The 21037-nt window shown below is 69.3% G+C and carries 21 protein-coding genes; 9 read left to right on the top strand and 12 right to left on the bottom strand.

What is annotated here, in order from left to right; genetic code table 11:
* Window positions 1-41 precede the first annotated feature (41 nt).
* From Q8Q71_RS03150 to Q8Q71_RS03135, 4 genes are all read right to left on the bottom strand, one after another.
* Window positions 42-1223: a thiolase family protein gene (locus tag Q8Q71_RS03150; protein ID WP_305758186.1), complete on the bottom strand. Its 1182-nt coding sequence runs from the start codon at window positions 1221-1223 to the stop codon at window positions 42-44.
* Window positions 1224-1286: 63 nt separating this feature from the next.
* Window positions 1287-2726, bottom strand: a complete 1440-nt coding sequence (locus Q8Q71_RS03145) for a tetratricopeptide repeat protein (protein WP_305758185.1) — start codon at window positions 2724-2726, stop codon at window positions 1287-1289.
* Window positions 2727-2779: 53 nt separating this feature from the next.
* Window positions 2780-3532, bottom strand: a complete 753-nt coding sequence (locus tag Q8Q71_RS03140) for a glutathione S-transferase family protein (protein ID WP_305758184.1) — start codon at window positions 3530-3532, stop codon at window positions 2780-2782.
* Between the two features lie 3 nt (window positions 3533-3535).
* A complete protein-coding gene (locus Q8Q71_RS03135) occupies window positions 3536-4039 on the bottom strand; it encodes a helix-turn-helix domain-containing protein (protein ID WP_305758183.1) in 504 nt (167 codons plus the stop codon).
* Window positions 4040-4219: 180 nt separating this feature from the next.
* Here Q8Q71_RS03135 and Q8Q71_RS03130 point away from each other — a divergent pair, with 180 nt between their 5' ends.
* A complete protein-coding gene (locus Q8Q71_RS03130) occupies window positions 4220-5071 on the top strand; it encodes an acyl-CoA thioesterase II (protein WP_305758182.1) in 852 nt (283 codons plus the stop codon).
* Window positions 5072-5095: 24 nt separating this feature from the next.
* Here Q8Q71_RS03130 and Q8Q71_RS03125 read toward each other — a convergent pair whose 3' ends face one another.
* Window positions 5096-7039: a S9 family peptidase gene (locus Q8Q71_RS03125; RefSeq protein WP_305758181.1), complete on the bottom strand. Its 1944-nt coding sequence runs from the start codon at window positions 7037-7039 to the stop codon at window positions 5096-5098.
* Between the two features lie 99 nt (window positions 7040-7138).
* A complete protein-coding gene (locus Q8Q71_RS03120) occupies window positions 7139-7453 on the bottom strand; it encodes a hemerythrin domain-containing protein (RefSeq protein ID WP_305758222.1) in 315 nt (104 codons plus the stop codon).
* Between Q8Q71_RS03120 and Q8Q71_RS03115 the strand changes: the two genes are divergently transcribed.
* A complete protein-coding gene (locus Q8Q71_RS03115) occupies window positions 7440-7739 on the top strand; it encodes a hypothetical protein (protein ID WP_305758180.1) in 300 nt (99 codons plus the stop codon). The two genes, Q8Q71_RS03120 and Q8Q71_RS03115, sit on opposite strands and share 14 nt — an antisense overlap.
* Here the strand turns inward: Q8Q71_RS03115 and mnmA are convergent.
* The 5 genes from mnmA to Q8Q71_RS03090 all read right to left on the bottom strand — a co-directional run bounded on the left by mnmA (window position 7714) and on the right by Q8Q71_RS03090 (window position 12521).
* Complete coding sequence (gene mnmA, locus Q8Q71_RS03110; protein ID WP_305758179.1) at window positions 7714-8925, bottom strand: tRNA 2-thiouridine(34) synthase MnmA; 1212 nt, start codon at window positions 8923-8925, stop codon at window positions 7714-7716. The genes Q8Q71_RS03115 and mnmA overlap by 26 nt on opposite strands.
* Before the next feature lie 100 nt (window positions 8926-9025).
* Window positions 9026-9313, bottom strand: a complete 288-nt coding sequence (locus tag Q8Q71_RS03105) for a DUF1153 domain-containing protein (protein ID WP_305758178.1) — start codon at window positions 9311-9313, stop codon at window positions 9026-9028.
* Between the two features lie 163 nt (window positions 9314-9476).
* Entirely contained in the window at window positions 9477-10931 is a 1455-nt protein-coding gene (gene flgE / locus Q8Q71_RS03100) for a flagellar hook protein FlgE (protein WP_305758177.1), read from the bottom strand.
* Between the two features lie 13 nt (window positions 10932-10944).
* On the bottom strand, window positions 10945-11676 hold the full coding sequence (locus Q8Q71_RS03095; protein ID WP_305758176.1) for a flagellar hook assembly protein FlgD: 732 nt from the start codon (window positions 11674-11676) through the stop codon (window positions 10945-10947).
* 5 nt (window positions 11677-11681) lie between these two features.
* Window positions 11682-12521 carry a flagellar hook-length control protein FliK gene (locus tag Q8Q71_RS03090; protein ID WP_305758175.1) on the bottom strand — a complete coding sequence of 280 codons (840 nt, stop codon included), beginning with the start codon at window positions 12519-12521 and terminating at the stop codon, window positions 11682-11684.
* A gap of 812 nt (window positions 12522-13333) precedes the next feature.
* Between Q8Q71_RS03090 and Q8Q71_RS03085 the strand changes: the two genes are divergently transcribed.
* From Q8Q71_RS03085 to Q8Q71_RS03055, 7 genes are all read left to right on the top strand, one after another.
* A complete protein-coding gene (locus Q8Q71_RS03085) occupies window positions 13334-13504 on the top strand; it encodes a hypothetical protein (RefSeq protein ID WP_305758174.1) in 171 nt (56 codons plus the stop codon).
* Entirely contained in the window at window positions 13495-15609 is a 2115-nt protein-coding gene (gene flgK, locus Q8Q71_RS03080; RefSeq protein ID WP_305758173.1) for a flagellar hook-associated protein FlgK, read from the top strand. The genes Q8Q71_RS03085 and flgK overlap by 10 nt, the downstream gene beginning before the upstream one ends.
* Window positions 15609-16538 carry a flagellin gene (locus Q8Q71_RS03075; protein ID WP_305758172.1) on the top strand — a complete coding sequence of 310 codons (930 nt, stop codon included), beginning with the start codon at window positions 15609-15611 and terminating at the stop codon, window positions 16536-16538. Before flgK ends, Q8Q71_RS03075 begins: the two co-directional genes overlap by 1 nt.
* Window positions 16539-16694: 156 nt before the next feature.
* Window positions 16695-17810, top strand: a complete 1116-nt coding sequence (locus Q8Q71_RS03070; protein WP_305758171.1) for an ABC transporter permease — start codon at window positions 16695-16697, stop codon at window positions 17808-17810.
* Entirely contained in the window at window positions 17807-18601 is a 795-nt protein-coding gene (locus tag Q8Q71_RS03065) for an ABC transporter ATP-binding protein (RefSeq protein ID WP_305758170.1), read from the top strand. Before Q8Q71_RS03070 ends, Q8Q71_RS03065 begins: the two co-directional genes overlap by 4 nt.
* Window positions 18602-18615: 14 nt before the next feature.
* On the top strand, window positions 18616-19554 hold the full coding sequence (locus Q8Q71_RS03060) for an MlaD family protein (RefSeq protein WP_305758169.1): 939 nt from the start codon (window positions 18616-18618) through the stop codon (window positions 19552-19554).
* Complete coding sequence (locus tag Q8Q71_RS03055; RefSeq protein WP_305758168.1) at window positions 19551-20162, top strand: ABC-type transport auxiliary lipoprotein family protein; 612 nt, start codon at window positions 19551-19553, stop codon at window positions 20160-20162. Before Q8Q71_RS03060 ends, Q8Q71_RS03055 begins: the two co-directional genes overlap by 4 nt.
* Before the next feature lies 1 nt (window position 20163).
* Here the strand turns inward: Q8Q71_RS03055 and Q8Q71_RS03050 are convergent, their stop codons facing one another.
* Entirely contained in the window at window positions 20164-21006 is an 843-nt protein-coding gene (locus tag Q8Q71_RS03050) for a hypothetical protein (protein WP_305758167.1), read from the bottom strand.
* Between the last annotated feature and the right edge of the window lie 31 nt (window positions 21007-21037).

Genomic DNA, 21037 nt, shown 5'->3' with positions numbered 1-21037 from the left:
AGCCGCTTCCCGGCCGACGGGCCGTCGCCGGCTGAACGGCCTCAGGCCAGTTCGACCGCCACGGCCACGGCCTCGCCGCCGCCGATGCACAGGCTGGCCACGCCCCTGGTCCCGCCGCGCGCCTGGAGCGCGGCCAGCAGGGTGGTCAGGATGCGCGCGCCCGAGGCGCCGATAGGGTGGCCGAGGGCGGTGGCGCCGCCGTTGACGTTCAGCTTCGCCCGATCGATGCCCATGTCGCGCATGGCGATCATGGCCACCACGGCGAAGGCCTCGTTGATCTCCCACAGGTCGACGTCCTCGACCGACCAGCCGGCCTTCTTCAGCGCCTTCTGCATGGCGGGGACCGGGGCGGTGGTGAACAGACCCGGCTCATGGGCATGGGCCGCGTGGCTGACGATGCGGGCGATGACCGGCAGGCCCAGCGCACGCGCCACGCTCTCGCGCGTCATCACCAGGGCCGCGGCGCCGTCCGAGATCGAGCTGGCGTTGGCGGCGGTGATGGTGCCGTCCTTCGAGAAGGCGGGCTTCAGGTGCGGTATCTTTTCCGGCATGGCGCGGCCGGGCTGTTCGTCCTCGCTGACGGTCTCGACGCCCTTGCGCGAGGTGACCTCGACCGGCGTGATCTCGGCCTTGAAGGCGCCCGAGGCGATGGCCTCGCGGGCCCGGTTCAGGCTCTCGATGGCGTATTCATCCTGCGCCTCGCGGGTGAACTGATAGGTGCGGGCCGAGTCCTCGGCGAACGCCCCCATCAGCTTGCCGGGCGTATAGGCGTCCTCCAGCCCGTCCATGTACATGCTGTCGACGATGATATCGTGGCCGATGCGGGCCCCGCCGCGGTGCTTGGTCATCAGATAGGGAGCGCCGGACATCGACTCCATGCCGCCCGCCACGATGACATCGGCGCTGCCGGCGGCCAACGAGTCCGAGGCCATCATCACCGCCTGCAGGCCCGAGCCGCACATCTTGTTGACCGTCGTCGCCTCCACATGCTGGCCGAGCCCGGCGCCGATCGCCGCCTGGCGCGCCGGCGCTTGACCGAGGCCGGCCGGCAGGACGCAGCCCATGTAGATCTGCTCGATCTTCGCCGGAGGCACGCCCGCCCGCTCGACCGCGGCCCTGACCGCCGTCGCGCCCAGCTCGGTCGCCTTGACGCCGGACAGGGCGCCCTGGAAGCCGCCCATCGGCGTGCGGGCGAAGGAGACGATGACGACGGGATCGGACATGAAGCGGAATCCAGGGGAACAGGGACGGCGGCTAGATCGGCGCAAACCGGCCAAAGCGCAAGATCACGCGGCCGCGTCCCAGGCGGCGGTGACGGTCAGACGGAACACCCGGCGCCAGGCCTCGAGCTCGCGCCGGGTCCGTTCCGGATCCGGGCGGCGCCCCCGGTCGGCGCGCAGGGAACGGCCTGCCGTCCGCAGCAGCGGCAAGGCCTCGTCGGGCTTCCGGTCGGCGGCGAGGGCGGCGCCCAGATTGGCCTGGCTTCCTATGCGCGCCAGGTGGTCCGGCGGCAGGGCGACGTCGGCGATCCGCGCCGCCTCGCGCAGGGCTGCGATAGCGGCCGCGCGATCGCCGGCCTCGCCCTCGGCGACGCCGAGCAGGAACAGGGGCTGCAGCCGCGCCGGATGATCCGGTCCCAGCGCCCTGGCCTGCAGCCGCAATGCCTCGACCAGCAGAGGCCGGGCCTCGACCGCCGCGCCGGTGGCCAGCAGGGAGTCCGCCAGTCCGATCATGGCGCCGAGCGTCTCCGGATGCCCGGTCCCCAGGGCCGTCCGCGTCAGGTCGAAGGCCGCGCGGTCGAGGGGCAGGGCCTCCTCGTTCCGGTCCAGCGACTTGAGGATGTCGGCCAGATTGGCCAGGGCGGCGGCCCGCTCGACCGGGTCCGCGTCGGGCCCGAAGGTGTCCAGCGCCCGGCGCTGCATCATCGCCGCGGCCTCGAACCGGCCCTGCGCCGCCAGGGCATCGGCCAGCAGGCTCAGCGTCTGGGCTGTCAGCGGATGACTGCCGCCCAGCCCGGCCTCGCGCAACGCCAGCGCCTCGCGCAGCGCCGTCTCCGCCTCGTCCGGCCGATCCATCATCAGCCGGTTGGCGCCCAGATTGTTCAGGGTCGTGGCCAGATCCAGCGGATCGCCGCCGCGCCGCCGCGCCGCCAGCACCCGTTCGTACAGGAGATCCGCCTCCTCGAACCGCCCCAGCGCCTTCAGCGCCACGGCCCGGTTGCTCATCGAGACCAAGGTTGCGCCGGCCTCGCCCTCGATCGCGGTCCGGATCGCCACCGCCCGCTCCAGAACCGCCAACGCCTCGGCGTAGCGGCCCTGTTCATGCAGGTTCAGGCCCAGATTATTGAGCGCCAGGCCGATCATCGGGTGGCCGGGCTCATTGACCCGCTCCAGCCGCGACAGGGACAGGCGATAGGCGGCCTCGGCCTCCTGCGTCCGGCCGGCCTCGTGCAGGGCATCGGCCCAGAGAATGGTCAGGGTTCCGGCGTCCGGCGAGGTCGCGCCCCACAGGCGTTCGGCGTCCTCGGCCGCGCGGCGGAGCAGGGGTTCGGCCTCGTTGGCCCGCCCGGACCGCATCAGTTGCTGGCCCTGGTTGACGGCCTGCTGGATGGCGGCGGGATTCTGGACGGAGGGATTCCGGGCGCCGGGTTTCTGAGCGGTGGCGGCCGCGGGCCAGCCGGCCAGCAGCAAGCCCAGCACGGCCGTGATGATCAGCCCTCGTCCCATGGATGCACAATCGCTCCAACGGGCGTTTGCGGGAAGGCGCCGTTACCTGACGGCTAGGCCGGCGTCATCGGCCCGCGGCGGTAGCCTTCGCCGGCCCAGCTGCGCGAGGCGGCGGCGAGGCCGAACTCGGGCAAGCGGTCGCGGTGGGCGTGGAGCGGCGTGCGCATCAGGGTGCGGGCCAGCTTGTTCAGCGGACCGAGCGGCGTCTCCGCCTCCATCCGTTCCAGCCAGGCGGCCAGCTTCCGCCAGCGGGAGGCGTCGACATCGACCTGCACTGCGCCGGCGTTGGCGAAGGCGGGCGCCAGGCTCAGGTCGGCCATGGTCAGTCCGCCGAACAGGAAGCCCCTCTCCGGCATCTGACCTTCCAGATAGTCGAGGATCTGGGGCAGTTCGACGTCGCGGGCCTTCTCCACGATCTCCGGGTCGGCCTCGGTTCCGAAAAAGCGGGGCTTGAGCGCGATCTGGAAGAACAGCCGCCAGCCGAGCACGTCAAACAGACGGGTGTCGGCGAATTCCTCCAGCCAGCGGGCCTTGGCCCGCTCGGCGGGATCGGCGGGCCACAACGACGGCCCGGGCCGGGTCTCTTCGATGTACTGGACGATGACGCTGGAGTCGCACAGGGTCAGGTCGCCCTCGATCCAGACCGGCACGCGCCGCAGCGGGCTCAGTCGTTCGAAATCGTCATTGCCCATCATCGGCGAAATCGGGTCGAGCTCGACCTCGACGCCCTTCATTGCGCAGACGGCCAGCACCTTGCGCACATAGGGCGAGACGGGACTGCCGATGACGGTGACGGGCGCGGCCATGGATCAGGCGGCCTCTTCGTCGGTCCGTTCCCGGGGCATCATCTCGCCGACCGTCGGACGGTTTTCGGCCATGGTCAGCAGGATGTCGCGCGGCTTGACGATCTCGTTGCAGTGGCCGCAGGCGATGCGGGGGGCGAGGTCATGGCCGCAGGTCCTGTGGATCATGGCGATGCCCGAGTCGGCCTCGCCATAGACGTGTTTGGCGCCCCAGCCGTGCAGGGTCACCAGCACTCCGTACAGGTCCTTGCCCTTGGCGGTCAGGACGTATTCGTTGCGGGGCGGCCGTTCGGAATACAGCCGAGGCTCCAGCACGCCGTGCTGGACCAGGCTCTTGAGGCGGGCCGCCAGAACATTCCGGGCCACGCCCAGACGCTCCTGCCACTGCTCGAAACGGCTGACGCCGTTGAAGGCGTCGCGGATCACCAGCAGCGTCCACGGATCGCCAATCACCTCGAGCGTGGCGGCGATCGAACAGCTCTGTCGAGAATAGTCTGCGGTGCGTCCCATACGGACGAAAGTGACCTCGCGTCAGTCTTTTGGCAAGAGGGTTGCCAATCCGAACGGACTGGGTCAGTCTTGTTTGGCTACGGACACGCGGCGAGCCCGCTTGCGGCGTTTCCGGATCCCTCGACTCGGGCGGAGGTCTTCGGTCTTCCGCCCGTCTTTCGCTCACGATATGGCGGACGCATGACCCAGCAGACGCTCGCCGAGGCCCTCGCCCTGACCGACGACGGAGCCGGAGGCCTGACCGCCCGCCTGACCGGCGGCTTCTCGAATGCGCCCCAGTCGGCCCCCCAGGAGCGCGGCGCGCCCTTCGGCGGCCTGATGGCGGCGCTGGCGGCCGGAGCGATGCGACAGGGGCTGGGCGTCCAGACGCCGCTGCAGTCGCTGACCATCCAGTATCTGGCGGCGGCCCGGTTCGAGGATGTGGTCTTCACCCCGGAGATGAACCGGGGCGGCCGCAACGTCGCCTATGCCGCCGTCACGGGCGGTCAGGCCGGCCGCCCCGCGATCCAGGCGTTGGGAACATTCGGACGCGACGTCGATGGCCCGGTGATCACGCCGTTGAGCATCCGTCCGACGCCGGTGGACGAGCTGGAGGCCACGCCGATGGACCCCCGGTTCGGTCCCTGGTTCACCCGCCACATCGAGCACCGCTTCGTCGCCGGACCGAAATTGTTTGGCGCGAACGCCGGACAGACGCCGGAACTGGGCTGCTGGATGCGGACGGCGGACGGCGCGCCGCTGGACGAGGCGCGGCTGCTGTTTCTGCTGGATGGCCTGTACCCGACGTATTTCACGGCCTTGCCGGCCCCGCCGATCATTTCCGCCAGCGTCGATCTGAGGGCCGACCTGCTGACGGCGATCACGCCGGAGACCTCGCCGGACGGCTGGGCCCATTTCCTCTTCACCAGCCGCGACGTCGGCGGCGGCTGGGCGGTCGAGGACGGGGTGGCGCACGCACCGGACGGGCGGCCCCTGGCCCTGGTCCGGCAGCGCAGGAAGCTGATGCCGACGCGGACGCCGGGCGAGGCCTGAACCCGCCGGCGTCCGCGTGCGACCTCAATGCCGGACGTATTCGTCCAGGAACTTCAGATACGCTTCCTGGGCCGTGATGCGGTTGTCGCGGCGCTGGAAGCCGTGACCCTCGTCGGGGAACAGGACGTATTCCACGGGCACGTCATTGGCCCGCACGGCGGCGACCAGTTCGTCACTCTCGACCTGCAGCACGCGCGGATCGTTGGCGCCCTGCACCACCAGCATGGGTCGCCGGATGTTGGCGGCGTGGAACAGCGGCGAGATGCGGCGGTGGCGTTCGGCGTCGACAGCCGGATCGCCCATCTCGTCGAACAGGGCCTCGCGCTGGGCCCCCCACCAGGCGGGGATGGACTCAAGCGTCCGCACCCAGTTGGTCACGCCGAAGATGTTGACGCCCGCCTCGAAGGCCTCGGGGTGGAAGGCCAGGGCCGCGGCGGTCATGTAGCCGCCATAGGACCCGCCCATCACCGCGACCTGGTCGTCGGCGACCCAGTCCTGCGCCCTCAACCAGTTCCCGGCGTCGACGATGTCCTGCAGATCGGCCTCGCCGTGGGCGCGGTCGTCCATGTGGAAGAAGGTCTTGCCGTAGCCGGAGGAGCCGCGGTTGTTGGCCGCTAGCACCGCGTAGCCGTGGTTCACCAGATGCTGGATCATCGGCGAATAGCCACGGGTGCTCTGGCCGCCCGGGCCCCCGTGGACGAAGACGATGGCCGGGACGGGATGGGCCGCCGAGGCGCCGCGCGGCCGGTACAGCACGCCCGGTATCATCGTTCCGTCCGAGGCTGTGTAGCGCACGACGCTGGACTCGACCAGGTCCGCCTCGCTGATGACCGGATTCAGCGCGGTCAGCAGCCGTCGTGTTTCTCCGGTTGCGAGGTCCGCCGTATAGACGTCATTGGGCGAAGTGTCGGATGAGATCGTGAAGGCGATCAGGGTTTCGTCTGCGTTGAAGCGCACCTGGCCGATGTCGCCGCCCGGCAGACCGGTCAGGCGGGCGGGTTGGCCCGTGGCGGTGTCGAGCAGGGTCAGCTCGGTTGAGGCGTCGGCGTTCAGGGCCGAGACGCGATAGCGGCCCGATGGCGAATAGCTGACGAACTGGACGTCCCAGTCGGCCTGGATCAGGGGCGCCTTCTCGCCGGTCGTCAGGTCATGGGTCCAAGCCTGGTTGAACTCGCCGTGCTGGTCGGTGCCGTAGACCAGTTGTCGGCTGTCGGGTGTGAAGGCGTAGGTCCCGTAGGAGACGGCGCCCTCATGAGCGGTGATCAGGCGCGGTTCCTTGTCGCCCTGGAGATCGACCAGATAGACATCGCTGTCGGCGCTGGTGTTCGGCTTGTCGATGGCCAGCCAGCGGCCGTCGGGCGAGATGTCGGCGATGAACATGCCCGGGTTCTGGAACACCAGCCGGCTCTCGTAGGTGGCGGGATCGTAGGCATAGAGATCGAAGACTTCCGGATCGCGGAGGTTGGACGTGACGAAGAACGTGTCCCGCGCGGCGTTCCAGCCCAGCAGGTCGGCCTTGACGTTCTCCCCGGGCGTCACGTCGCGGATCGTTCCGTCAAGTTCGCGGACATAGACATGGGTCAGTTCGCTGCCGCCGCCCCCGCTGTCGGCGGCCAGCAGGACCCGGCCGTCAGTGGGGAAATAGCTGAGGCCGCGGGTCGCGACGGTGGTCGAAGCGCTGAGCTGGACGGGCGCGCCGCCGGAGACGGGCAGGGCCCAGGCGTTGAAAACGCCGGTCTCGTCGCTGCTGATCAGGATCGACTGGCCGTCGGCCGAGAAGCCCAGGCCGGCGGGACTCGACATGCCGTAGCTGCGGGTCTGGAAGAATTCGGCGGCGGTATAGGTCTTCGGCGCTTCGGGGGATTGCCTGGCATGGGCGGCGGGCTCGGCGCGGACCGTCGTTGCCGCCAGCGGCGCAGCCATGATGAGCGCCAAAACGGACGCACTGCAGACGGTGGTGAATTTCATCGGAAGCCCCTGTTGATCGATGGTGGTGATCACCTGAGGGGGCAGGACATCATTTCAGATGCGACCTGTCGCCGATTTAATCCCCGGGCCGTGCCTGCGTCAGCCCAGCGGATCGCCACGCAGGGCGATCAGGGGGATCACGATATCCTCTTCATCGTCCAGGTGCCGGGCCAACTGCGGCGCTGCGAGATCGAGCACATCGGCCAGTCCATGAACATGATCCCCGGCATCCGCGGCCCCGGCGACGACCACCTCGTGCAGGGTGCGGCCCGTCTCCACCATGGCCTGGATATGGGCGTGGATGGCGTCGTGGTCGCGGTCCAGCAAATCTATGCCCGCGGCGATGCGCGGCTCCAGCTGCCGCAGGGCGGGAAAATAGTGTCCCGCTCTCGATCCGGTGGTGGCCGTCGAGATGCTGCAGGAACTGCTGGAGGGCCGGTATCAGGACGCGATGCAGCGCGCGTGCGTCGATCGTTCCGGCGCGCCATCTGTCAATCATCGCGCCCATCTCCACCTGCTGCGCACGAAAGCCCCCATGCATGTGAAGCCAGCGCCGCGCGGTGGGATGCAGCCCGTCCATGCTCCATCGCTGACGGGGGAAGGACCGGCACAGGTACAGGAATTCCGCAGGCAGGCCGGGGCGCAAGGAGAGCGCCAGCGCATCGTCGGATTCGTCAGACAACGGCGGCGGTCGTCTTGATGAAGCCGCCGCCGAGCAGGCGGTCGGGATCCGCGGGGTCGTAGAGGGCGCAGGCCTGACCCGGGGCCACGCCCTCCTCGCCCGTCGCAAAGGTCACGGCGACAGCACCGTCGATCAGCGAAAGTCGGGCCGGAGAGGGCGGGCGTGTCGAGCGGACGCGCGCCAGAACGGGGGCGCCGGCTTCGGCCGCCGCCTCGATCGAGGGCTCGTCCCCCAGCCAGTTGGTCTCGTCCAGCGTCAGGGAGGCGGTCAGCAGGGCCTCGCGCGGGCCGACGATGACGTGACGTTTGACCGGGTCCAGCCGGGTCACGAACAGAGGCTCGCCGACGGCGACGTTCAGGCCGCGGCGCTGGCCGATGGTGTAATCGGTTATGCCCGAATGGCCGCCCAGAACGCGACCGTCCATGTGGACGATCTCGCCAGCCTCGCGGCCCTGCGGACGCAGCTTGTCGATCAGGGTGCGATAGTCGCCGTTGGGCACGAAACAGATGTCCTGGCTGTCCGGCTTGGCGGCGATGCGCAGGCCCAGTTGAGCGGCGACGCCGCGCACCTGCGGCTTCTCCAGATCGGCCAGCGGGAAGCGCAGATAGTCCAGTTGCTGCGCCGTGGTGGCGAACAGGAAGTAGGACTGGTCGCGCGAATGGTCGATCGCCTTGCGCATCTGGGCGCGGTCGTTGACCACAGAGCGCCGGACATAGTGGCCGGTCGCCATGGCTTCCGCACCGAGGTCGCGGGCGACGTCCAGCAGGTCGCGGAATTTGACCGTCTGGTTGCAGCGGATGCAGGGCACGGGCGTCTGGCCGGCCAGGTAGCTGTCGGCGAACTGGTCGATGACGGCGTCCCGGAAACGGCTTTCGTAGTCGAGGACATAGTGGGGGATGCCCAGCGTCTCGGCCGCCAGCCGGGCGTCGTGAATGTCCTGACCGGCGCAGCAGGCGCCCTTCTTCTTCAGCGCCGCGCCGTGGTCGTAGAGCTGGAGCGTGACGCCCACGACGTCATAGCCCGCCTTGTGCAGCAGGGCCGCGACGACGGTGGAGTCCACCCCGCCCGACATGGCCGCCACGACGCGCGACCCGACCGGCAGGCCGACCGCCGCGCGCGCGGACTCGATCGCCCGGTCCATGTCGGCCTTGCCGGTCATGGGGGCGATATTCGGCACGGGGCAAAGGGGCTCGGCGAGCGTCATGGCGGGCTATCTAGTGCGAAAGCGGCGCTAATTCGAGGCCGGAACGACAACGGCCGCCCTCGTTTCCGGGAGCGGCCGTCAGGCCGGGGAGATGTTGTGTTTACGGGCGGCCGTAGTGCTGGATGCGCGTCGTGCGCAGGCCCTGCATGCCCCATTTGTCGATCGCCTTTTGCCAAGCGAGGAATTCCTCGGCCGTCAGCCGGTAGCGCGCAAGCGCATCATCCAGGCTGATCAGTCCGCCGCGAACCGCGGCCACGACCTCCGCCTTGCGACGGATCACCCACCGGTCCGTATTGGCCGGGGGAAGGTCGTGCAGCGTCAGGGGAGTGCCCGTCGGCCCGACCACGTACTGTTCGCCTCGATTGTTAAGGCGTCGCTCTTGCAACATGGGCTTATGCCTCATTGACCACCACCACTATGAGTGAACCGTAGCGGTCGGCGGCTAAGGGCCGTTTAAGCGTCGTGGTGAAGGAAAGGCTAAAATGCCCTCCGTCCACGGTCTCAATATTCAACGAAGGATTCATTGAGGTTTACGCCTTGTTACTCAAGTATCAGCGTTTGATGCTGATGAGCTCGGCCAGCATTTCGTCCGCAGTGGTGATGATCTTGGAGGAAGCCGAATAGGCGCGCTGGGTGGTGATCAGGCCCGTGAACTCCGCCGACAGGTCGACGGTCGAGGCCTCAAGTTGGGAGGAACCGATCAAACCCGCCCCGCCGGTGCCGGCGGCCTTGAGATTGTAGGTGCCGGATCCCTGGCTGACCCGATAGGCGTTGCCGGAGGTCTGGGTCAGGCTGTCCGGGCTTGGGAAGGTGGCGAGGGCGATCTGGGCGATCTGCCGGGTCACGCCATTGTCGAAGATGGCGGTAACGAAGCCGCTGTCGTCGATCTTGACCTCGGAGAGGTTGCCGAAGGCAGTGCCGTTGGTCAGCACGGCCTGGACCACCGAGGCGCTGTCGTACTGGGTCAGGCCGCCGGTGGCCGCCGTGAGGTCGAAGGTCAGGGACTGGTCGTCGATGCCCAGATCCGGGGCCCAGTTGAACGCCCCGGCCGCGGGGGCGCCGCCGTCCGACGCGCCGAAATTCAGGGCCGCGGTCGTCGGATCCGGGAACAGGGCCTGGGCCCCGAGGGCCGTCATGGCGTCCACGTCGAGCCGCCCGTCCTGGGTGAAGGCCACGAGACCGGTCTTGAGCTGGCCGTTGGCCAAGCCGGCACCGGTGACGACGTCGGAAGCGGGGATGGCGCGGATCTCGGCGTACCACTGGTTCGGCACGGTGCTCTTGAGGAAGGAAATCGCCACGGTGCGCTGGCCGCCCTTGGAGTCCGACACCGGAATGGTCAGTTCGAAGTCCGGTTTGACGCCTGCGCCGGTTTCCGCGTCCCACATGGCCATGGAGTTGGTCGCGGGATCGTAGGCGTTGGCTCCGACCGGAACCGCGGCGGCGTCGGTCGCCTCGGCTGAAACCAGCTGGCTGGACTTGATGTTGGCGTTCAGCTGGATGCGGGTGGTGGCCTCAGCGGTGCCGCCGACCGAGCCGACGTTGATGGTGCGCAGGCGGTTCAGGTCGGACGGATCGGTGGCGATGTTGCCTTCCGCATCGACCGGCCAGCCCTGCAGGTAAAGGCCGGCGGTGTTCTTCAGATAGCCGAGGTTGTCGACGCTGAAGGCGCCGGCGCGGGTGAACAGGCGGCTGTCGGTGACCTGCAGGTTCTCGGGTTGTTCGGTCACGACGAAGAAGCCCTGACCCGCAATGCCCAGATCGGTGTTCGAGGTCGTGCGCTGCAACTGGCCGTTCTGGCTGGTGAAGTGGCGCGCGGTGGCGAGGACGCCGCCGGCGGAATAGCCGGCGCCCTGCGACTGACTGTTGATCACGGTCTGGAACTCGCCGGCGGTGCGTTTGTAGCCGATGGTGTTCACATTCGCGATGTTCTGCGAGATGGCCGCCAGGGCGGCCGAGTTGGCGGTCAGGCCGGAAACGCCGGCCAGAAGGGCGCTGTTGATGCTCATGGCGCGAAGCTCCTTACGAGAACAGGTTCATGGGGTTGAGGGAATCCAGCAGGGTCTGGTCGTCGTCTTTGGCGGCCGTGCTCGCCTCTTCCAGCGCGATCACGGTGGAGAGAGGCAGAATGGAGTTGCCGACGGTCAGGTAGGGCTCGCCGTCGTACATCTCGACGCCAGTAATGCGGCCGCGCGTCAGGACCTGGCTGTCGATCGCGCCGCCGGCGGCGTCCCTGGCCACGATCTTCAGCGTGTAGACCTGACCCTCCTGGCCATCGTTGCCGGAGCTGGCGTCGCCGTCCCAGGTGAAATCATGGACGCCCGTGGTCTTGTCGGGCGCGTCGCCGGACCAGACCACATTGCCAGAGCCGTCCAGGACCTGCAGCGTCGTCGAAGCGGCGTTCGACGCCAGTTCGTAGCTCCAGGTCGCCTCGCCGTCGGTGAATTTCGTGGCCGACCAGGCGGCGGTGGCGTCCCTGCCGATATAGGTGGCAGCTCCAGCCAGGCCGCCGCCGCCCTGGGCCTCCAGGAGACCCTTCAACAGGTCGTTGGTCAGCAGCTGCTGCTCCACGCCGGCCATCTGGGTCAGTTGGGCGGTGAACTGGTTCGAATCGACTGGCGACAGGGGATCCTGGTTCTTCAACTGCGAGGTCAGCAGGGCCAGGAAGGTCTCGAAGTTCGAGGCCAGCATGGTCGAGCCGGCGCCGATCCGGTTGGTCGCATTCGCGGCTGTGTTGGTGATGGAGTCGACCATCGGTTTCAGACCTTCATGTCCACGCCCGAGGGCGAGAGGGAGAGCGTCAGCCAGCGTGGAGGCTGGGCGACGTCGATTTCGGCGTTGAGGCGCGAGGCGGCGGCGAAGGCCCGCGACTGACCGCTGCGATGGTCGTGACCCCGGTCGAAGGCGCTGGAGCCGCTGTCGCGTTCGGCGAATTCGAAGGCGTCGTCGGCGAGATGGAAGCCGGCGTCCTCCAGCTGGCGACGGAGTTCGTCGGCCCGCCCCCTCAGGTCGGTGGCGGCCGCCGGATTGTCGAAGGCGAGGCGGGCGTTCAGCCGACCTTCCGTGTCGATGTCCAGGCGGATGTCCACGCGTCCAAGGTCGTCGGGCGTCAACGCCATTTCAAACCGCGTCGACCGGCCTTCGAGTTTGCGCAGGATCTGGGCGGCGATCTGGGCCGTGGCGTCGATCGTGGCCCGCGACAGCTGGGACAGGCCTGTGTCGCGCGGGGCGGCCGGCGTCTGCGCTTCGGCGGCGACGCTCTCGCCGGCGGGCGCCAGATCGGCGGGCGGAGCCCCGCTCTCGACGTCGGGCGCGGCGTCCGCGATCGAGGCGGCTGCCGAGTCCGGAGGCCTGGCCGTCTGATCGGGACCGGAGCGCGAGGCGGGCGTCGCCGCGGCGGGCGTCGTGGGGTCCGTCGCGCGTGCGACGGCTCCGGATGTCTCCGCAGGACCGTCCGTCGGCCGGGAGGTCCGTTCGGCGAGCGGGCGCAACGGCGGGGCGGTTGTCGGCGGCGCGGAGGTGGAGACGGGAGCCGCGCCGACCTTGGCCTCGGCTCCCGTCCCGGCCTGCGGCGACGGCCCGCTCGCCGGCGGCTGCAAGGGAGATTTGGCGTCCGCGGCCGGGAGCGGGGCCTCGGGCGCGACGGCCGTCCGCGACGAGGCTCCGTCCAAGGGCAGAGGCAGGGCTGCGGCCGCCGGCGCCGCGCCGGAATCGGCGACGACCCCGGTGGCGGCGCGAGACTGGGCGTCAGCCGCCGAGGGCCCGTCGGGAACGATCGCCGGTCCGGTGGGAGGGCGCGTGTCTGCCGCGCCATCGCACACGGCTCCGCTGCCGGGATTCGCGGCTGCGGGATGGGCCGACGGGAGCGGCGGGATGATGAGAGTCGCCGGAAAGCCCCCGGCGTCCCGTGCGTCGAGGTCGGCTCCGTCTCCGGTGGACCCGGCGGCCTCAGCCGGTGGATGGGAGCCCTCGTCTGTCAGAGTCGCCAGGGCGCTCTCGAATCCGGTCGCGGCTTCATCAGCCGGTGCTTGCGGAGATATGGAGTCCGTGCCTGTCAGGCCCGCCAGGATGCCCTGGAATCCGGACGCGGCCTCGCCCGACGACCCTTGCGGGGCGCGGGGGCCGACTGGCGCGATGACGGACAACAGGGTGAGGGCGGACATGGTCCCGGAAAGGCGGTTCGCCGAGGGGGCGAGGGTGACGGGGGCGCCTGCTGCGCCGGACATTCCGACGGTCCGGCGCAAGTCGCGGGCCAGACAGGCCGCGCGGCCTAAGCTACGGAATACCCGGTCGAAATCCGATAGAGAGGAGCGCCGCCCCGGGCGATGCTCAGTCGAAACTTGCCGTGTGGCGACGATTCTTGCCCGGCGCCGCATCGGCCCGACGGACCCGGTCTATCCCGTTGGCGCGCGTGGCCCGCCGTTTGCGCGCCCAGTCGATCATGACCCAGGTACGAAACGCGATCGTGCGTATTTTCAGTAACTTGCCAAAAGCGCCAGCGAGCGAAGCCGGGCAAAAAACGCGCGTCGGCTGGCAGGCCTTGCCGGGCGCCGCGTTGATGGAGGGCCCGCAATGTCGCTGAGCGCCATCATGAACACGGCCAGCTCCGGCCTGGCCACGGCGCAGACCCAGTTGCGCGTCGTCTCGGACAACGTTTCCAACGTCAATACGCCCGGCTACGTCCGCAAGATCGCCGAGCAGCGGACCATGACCAGCCAGGGCGTGGGTTCGGGCGTGGAAGTGGCCCGTATCCGCCTGGCCACCGACCGGTTCCTGCAGGCCGCCAGTCTGAACGCGGGGGCCGAGGCCGCGCGCCAGGGCGTGCGGCACGAACTCTACGACCGCATCCAGTCGCTGTTCGGGGATCCGGGCGGCGAAACGGGCTTTTTCTCGCAGGTCGACGGCGTCTTCTCGGCCTTCGCCGCCAGCGGCGAGGATCCGACCTCCTCGCCGCGGCGTCAGGACGCTCTGTTTCGGACCCAGGCGCTGTTCGACGAGGCCGGGCGCATCGCCAGGCAGATTCAGGCCGTGCGCGAGGACGCGGACAGCCGCATCCAGAGCGCGGTCGAGCGAACCAACAGCCTGCTGGAGCAGATCGAGGGCCTGAACCTCGAGATCGCCCGCGCCACCGCCGTGGACGGCGATGCGTCGGGCGCGGAGACGGCCCAGTCGGCCCTGATCGGTCAACTCGCGGAATTGATGGACGTCCGCGTCTCGGTTCGGCCGGTCGGGGGCGTGTCGATCCGCACCGGCGCGGGCACATTGCTGGCTGGCGAGGGCGCGGCCACGCTCAGCTACAACCGCGCCGGCACGATCACCGGCGAAACCGCCTTCAACGAAATATGGGTCACCGAGCCCGGGGGGCAGAAGCGTTCGCTGCTGGACAGCGTCGTCTCGGGCGAGATCAAGGGGCTGGTCGAACTGCGCGATGTCGAGGCGCCCGCCGCGGCCGAGCGGCTGGCCGAACTGGTCGCCCATGTCGCGGACGAGCTGAACCGCGCGCACAACGCCAATTCGGCGGTGCCGGCGCCGGCCAGCCTGACGGGCCGCAACGTCGGCCAGACCTTCGAGAGCGCCATCGCGGGCTTCTCGGGCCAGACCACGATCGCGATCACCAACGCCGCCGGGATCGTCCAGACCCGGGTGGATGTCGTCTTCTCGGGCGCGACCATGACGGTGAATGGCGTGGCGGCGACTCCGGCGAGCTTCCTGGGCGTGCTCAACACGCAACTCGGAGGGGCGGCGACGGCCAGTTTCGTCGATGGCCATCTGACCCTCGCGGCGAGCGGCTCGAACGGCGTCGCCATCGCCGACGACGCGGCCAGCCCGTCGGACAAGGCAGGCCGAGGCTTCTCGCACTATTTCGGCCTGAACGACCTGGTCTCGACCGATCGTCCCACCTTCTATGACAACGGCCTGACGGCGGCCTCGCCGCACGGGTTCACGGCCGGCGAAACCCTGACCTTCCGCTTCACCGGTGAAAACGGCTCACGCCTGCGCGATCTGCAGGTCGCCGTGCCGGCCGGCGGGTCCGTGGGCGACCTGATGGCGGCGCTGAATGACTCCGCCACCGGGATCGGGCGGTTCGGGGCCTTCTCGCTGGCCGCCGACGGGTCGCTCGCCTTCACGGGCTACGGCAATCCCGCCCCGACCCTGAGCGTACTGGAAGACCGGACGACCCAAGTCCCGTCCGGCGTTTCGGTGACCGAACTGTTCGGCATCGGCGGCGGCGTACGTTCATCCCGGGCCGACGGCTTCTCCCTGCGCGCCGACATCCGGCAGAGTCCGTCCCGGTTGGCCCTGGCCCAGTTGAACCTGTCGGCGGCGACCGGAACCCAGGCGCTCAGCACCGGCGACGGCCGCGGCGCCCTGTTGCTGGCTGACGCGGGCGAGCGTTCAGCGAATTTCCAGGCCGCGGGCGATTCCTCGGGCGGCTCGATCTCGGTGTCTCGGTACGCATCCGAGTTGGCCGGAGAAATCGGCGGCAAGGCGGCCGCCGCGAGGAACCAGAAAGAGACCGCGGACGCCCTCTATACCGAGGCGAGCGCGCGCCAGACCGCCCACGAGGGGGTCAATCTGGACGAGGAGCTGGTGCTGATGACCACCTATCAGCAGGCATTCAACGCTTCGGCCCGGCTGATCCAGGCGGCCAAGGACATGTACGATACGCTGATGGGGATGGTCTGATGACCCGCGTCGCCACCTTCGGGAACTACCAGTCGGCCCTGCTTGACCTGATGCGGGCCCAGACCCGGGCCGCCGACGCCCAGGAGCGGGTCTCGACCCAGAAAAACGCGACCGACCTGACCGGCTTCGGCCGCCAGTCGGAGACCCTGACAGCCTTGAAAGGCTCACAGAGCCGGATACAGGGTTTCATTGACACGGCTGACGCGGTGTCCGCCCGCCTGACCACGCAGGATCTGGCCATGAACCAGATCAACGACGGCATTTCGGGCGTTCGCGAGGCTCTCGCCGGCGCGATATCGACAGACTCCGGCGGCTCGCTGATGCTGGAGCTGGAGGGTCAGTTCCAGTCGATCCGCGGCGGCCTGAACATGCGCCACCACGGCGGCTATCTGTTCGCCGGCGCCTCGACCTCCACGGCGCCGCTCGACGCCGCCAACCTGTCGGAGGTGCTGGCGGCGCCCGACGTGGCTTCGCTGTTCAGCAACGACACTCTGAAGACGGCCAGCCGCGTCGCCGAAGGTACGACGCTGGAGACGGGGTTCCTCGCGGACGAACTGGGCACGGACGTCCTGGCCATCCTGCGCGAGATACAAGCCTATCACACCACGCCCGGATCCGGACCGTTGACCGGCAGGCTGACCGAGGATCAGAAGACCTTTCTCGCCGCGCGGCTGAGCGAACTCGAACAGGCCGGAACCGCAGTGGTCGACAAGATCGCCAAGACGGGCTCGCTGGCCAAACAGGTCGAGAGCGTGACCGCGGGGCACGAGGCCCAGAAGAGCGCGCTGGACGAACTGGTCGCGGGACGGACCGACGCCGATATGGCCGCGGCCATTACTGACCTGCAGCTGTCGCAGGTCGCCATCCAGGCTTCGGCGCAGGTGATCAGCCAATTGCGACAGGTCTCCCTGCTCAACTATCTGAGCTGACGTCGCCCCTCCGAAGCGCACATCCGTCCGCCCTGGTCTGAAAGCCCCCCGGAACCGTGGCTGAACGATTACGGTCGCGTCGCGTTGTCATCCCCGGCGCGAGCTTTGCCGTATGACGGCCATAGGCAAGGCGAACGGCGCAATCTAGGTAGGGGCATGGCCGCAGCGGATTTCCAGATCGACGACGGCGGGTCGGCCCTGACCCTGCGTCTGACCGGCGACTGGACCGCGACCGAACTGGGTCGCATCTCCCGCCGGCTCGACGAGGCGCTGCACGAACGTTGCGTCGATGCGGTCGACCTGACGGATCTTGGCCGGTTCGACACCGCCGGGGCCCTTGCCATCGTTCAGGCCTCCAACTGCGTTCTGCCGCAATCCGCCTGGGTCCAGCGTCCCGAGGCCGGGCGCACCTACGCCATGGTCGAGAAGCTGGAGCGCGAAAGCGCCGGCCCGCCGCAGAGATCGCCGGTCTGGGTGCGCAGTTTCGCCAAGGTCGGGCGCGGCATTCACGACATCATGGACGAGGCGACCCTATCGATGGCCTTCCTCGGCCGCCTGATCGTCGCCGTCGGGGCGGCCTTGCGGCATCCGGGCGGAATTCGATGGGCGGCCTGGTTCAGCCAGGGCGAGCGATCGGGGCTGGACGCCATACCGATCATCGCCACCACGAACTTCTTCATCGGGGCGGTCATCGCCTTCCTGGGAGCGAATCTGCTGACCCAGTTCGGCGCCGGCGTGTTCACGGTTCAACTGGTGGCGGTGTCGGTGCTGCGCGAGTTCGCCGTGGTCATCACCTCGGTTCTGCTGGCGGGCCGGTCCTCCTCGTCTTTTGCGGCCGAGATCGGCTCCATGCGGATGAACCAGGAGGTCGACGCCATGCAGGTAATGGGGGTCAACCCCTTCCAGGCGCTGGTGATTCCGCGCCTCGCCGCCATGCTCACCATGCTGCCCTTGCTGACCTTCATCGGGATGATCGCCGGTCTGTTCGGGGGCCTTATCGTCACCTGGGGCGAACTGGGCTACGGACCGGCCTTCTTCATCCAGCGCATGACTGAGGACCCCAAGATGAGCACCCACCTGGGGGTCGGCCTGCTCAAGGCGCCGGTCTTCGCCGTGGTCATCGCGGCGATCGGCTGCCGCCAGGGCATGGCCGTGGCGGGCGACGTCGAGAGCCTGGGACGCCGGGTCACGGCCGCCGTGGTCCAGGCCATCTTCGCCATCATCTTCCTGGACGCCGTGTTCGCGATGATCTTCCTGGAACTGAACTGGTGACCGCCCCGACCGCGAGCCCGGCGACCGCGCCCGAGCATCTGATCGAGGTGCGCGGTCTGCTGAGCCAGTTCGGAGAGCGGGTCATCCACGAGAACCTCGATCTGGTCCTCGATCGCGGCGAGGTGCTGGGCGTCGTCGGCGGCTCCGGTTCCGGCAAGACGGTGTTGCTCAACTCGATCATCGGCCTCAAGGAGCCCGAGGGCGGTTCGGTCAGCATCCTCGGCTACGACCGCGCGACCATGACCGAGGAACAGGAAGCCGATGTCGAACGGCGAACCGGAATCCTGTTCCAGCAGGGCGCCCTGTTCTCCGCGCTCAGCGTCATCGAGAATGTCGCATCGCCGCTGGTCGAGCACACCCGGCTGCCGAGGGATGTGATCCGGGAGCTGGCCGAGATGAAGATCGCCATGGTCGGATTGAAGCCGGACTCGCATCATCTGAAGCCGGCCGAACTGTCCGGCGGCATGCGCAAGCGCGTCGGCCTGGCCCGCGCCCTGGCGCTGGATCCGGAACTGCTGTTCCTCGACGAACCGACCGCCGGCCTCGACCCGATCGGGGCGGCGGCCTTCGACGACCTGATCCGGCGGCTGTCAGACGATCTGGGCCTGACCGTCTTCATGATCACCCACGACCTCGACAGCCTTTACGCCATCACCGACAAGGTGGCGGTGGTCGCCGACAAACGCATCGTGGCCAAGGCGACGGTTCAGGAACTCGAGCGTTCCGATCATCCCTGGATCAAGGAATACTTCCTGGGGCCGCGCGGTCGCGCCGCCGACAGAGCCGCCTGAGGAGAGCGGAGCAGATGGAACGAGACGCCCATTACGCCGCCGTCGGCATCGCCACCATCGCCCTGATGGCGGCGCTGGCCGTGTTCGCCATCTGGCTGGCGCGGCTGCAGTTCAACAGCGACTACGACGTCTATGACATCGTCTTCTATGGCCCGGTGCGGGGCTTGTCGGAGGGCGGCGAGGTGCATTTCAACGGCATCCGGGTCGGCGAGGTCACTGACCTGAACCTTGACCCGGAAAAGGGCGACCAGGTCATCGCCCGCATCCGGGTGGACGGCACCACGCCGGTGCGCGTGACCTCGCGGGCCCAGCTGGAGCCGCAGGGCATCACGGGCCTGAACTACATCCAGATCACGGCCGGCAATCCGCAGAGCGCCATCCTCAAGACCCAGTACCCGGCCAACGTCGTACCGGTCATCCAGAGCCAGCCGTCGCCCATCGCCGAGCTGCTCAGCGGATCGGGGACGGTGCTGGCCCAGACCGTCGATGCCCTGAACCGGATCAACCGGGTGCTGTCAGACGACAACGTCCGGTCCTTCTCGACCAGCCTGAAGAACATCGAGAGCCTGTCCACCGAACTGGAAGCGCGCAAGGGCATGCTCGAACAGCTGGAGCAGGCGCTGACCCGGGCCAATTCCGCTGTCGCCGAATACGAGGCGCTGGCGATCAGCACCCGCGGCATCGTCGAGGGCGACGGGCGCGCGGCGGTGGCCAACATCAATGCGGCGGCCGAAGAGGCGCGGGCGGCCGTGGCCTCGATCAACCGCACCGCGACCGGCGCCGAGGGGCCGATCAACGAGTTCGTCACCCACGGTCTGCCGCAACTGCAACAGTCGATCCAGGGTCTGGATGACGCGACCCGGTCGCTGGAGGGGCTGATCGACGAGGTCCGCTCCAGTCCCCGCGACTTCATCGGCCGTCCGCCGACCAAGGAAATGGAGGTCCAGCCGTGATCCGCCTTCCCCTGATCCGCCTCGCCGTCGCGGCGACGGGCGCCCTGGCCGTGTCGGCCTGCGCCCTGCTGTCGACGCCCGACCCGGTGCAGACCTATCGCTTCGGATCGGCGCCGGTCGCCGGGATCGAGGCCATGGCCTCTCCAGTCCAGGTCAGCCTGCGGCGGGTTGAATTTCCCGAGGCGGTCGAGGGCGACAAGCTGCTGGGCGTCACCGGGACCGAGACCGCCTACATCAAGGGCGCGCGCTGGGTTTCGCCGGCGGCCGACCTTTACATGGAGAGCCTCGAGAACGCCTTCGCCGCCCAGGCGACGCGGGTGCGCCTGATCGGGCCGCGCGAGCTGACCCGGGGCGAGCGGACCCTGGACGTCGACGTCCGGTCGTTCGAGGCCCGCTACGAGGCGCCGGGCGCGGCGCCGACCATCGTGGTGACGGCCCGGGCCCGCCTGCTGGCCATGCCGGACCGGACGGTGGCGGCCGAGCGGCTGTTCACCGTCGAACAGCCGGCGGGGGCCAACCGGGTGTCGGCCATCGTCGAGGCGTTCAACACGGCGACACGCGACCTGAACACCCAGATCGTCGGCTGGACGGACGCCAACGCGGGCTGAGCTAGAGCGCCCGCCGCAGCGCCGCCATCCGGCCCTCGATGTCGGCGCGGCGGGCGAGGGCGGCGGTCAGTTCGGCGCGGGCGCCGTCGATCCGCGTCATGAGGTCGTCGCGGACGCGGGCCATGCGCTCGCGGTCGGGCCGGACCTTTTTCGGCCGCTTGCCGGCCAGGCCGAGCGCGTCCTTCCAGTCGTCGCGCCAGGCGGCCACGCCATCGGCGCAGGCCTTGAGCGCCCCGACCGCCCGGGCGTCGGCGTTCTGGGCCCCCCGGATCAGCGGCAGGGTCCGCAGGGCGGCGGCGCGGCAGGCGTCCAGCGCGGCCTTGCGGCCTTCCAGCGGGTGCGGCGCGGCGTCCTCGGCCGCTGACCCGGTCAGACGGCGGGCCGCGACGACGAGATGGGCGTCGAGGTCGACGACGGCGTCGCGGATTTCGGTCCAGAGTCCGTCGAGCGCCCCCGAGCGGCGGCCGGCCCCGTCGATGCGCCCGGACAGGTCCGCGGCGGTTTCGGCCAGTCCCGCGGCCGCGCGGCTCCAGGCCTCGCGAAAGCGTTTCAGGCGGGCGTTTCGGCCGTCGAACAGGCCCGCCAGCCCGCGGCGCGGCTCCAAGGCGGACGGATCCAGCCCGTCCAGCACCGACCGGGCGTGGGTCAGCTGGGCCGAGGCCTCGGTCAGGTCGCCGGTGCGGGTGGCGGCGAGGGCGCGTTCGATCCGTTCGATGGCGGCGGCGCGGGCGGGCTCGGCGAAGGCGTGGACCTGGGCCTCGTCGAAGGCGGCGTCGATCCCGGCGATCCGCGCGGCGTCCGGCTCGGGCGCATTGCCCTGCCAACGATAGGACCCGTCCGCCATCGCCCCACTCCCCACCACGCGCCGCGACACG

The organism is Brevundimonas sp. (genome assembly GCF_030704825.1).
Lineage (GTDB): Bacteria > Pseudomonadota > Alphaproteobacteria > Caulobacterales > Caulobacteraceae > Brevundimonas.
Note: the sequence above shows the minus strand (reverse complement) of the source record. Positions and strands in the feature narration are given on the sequence as shown.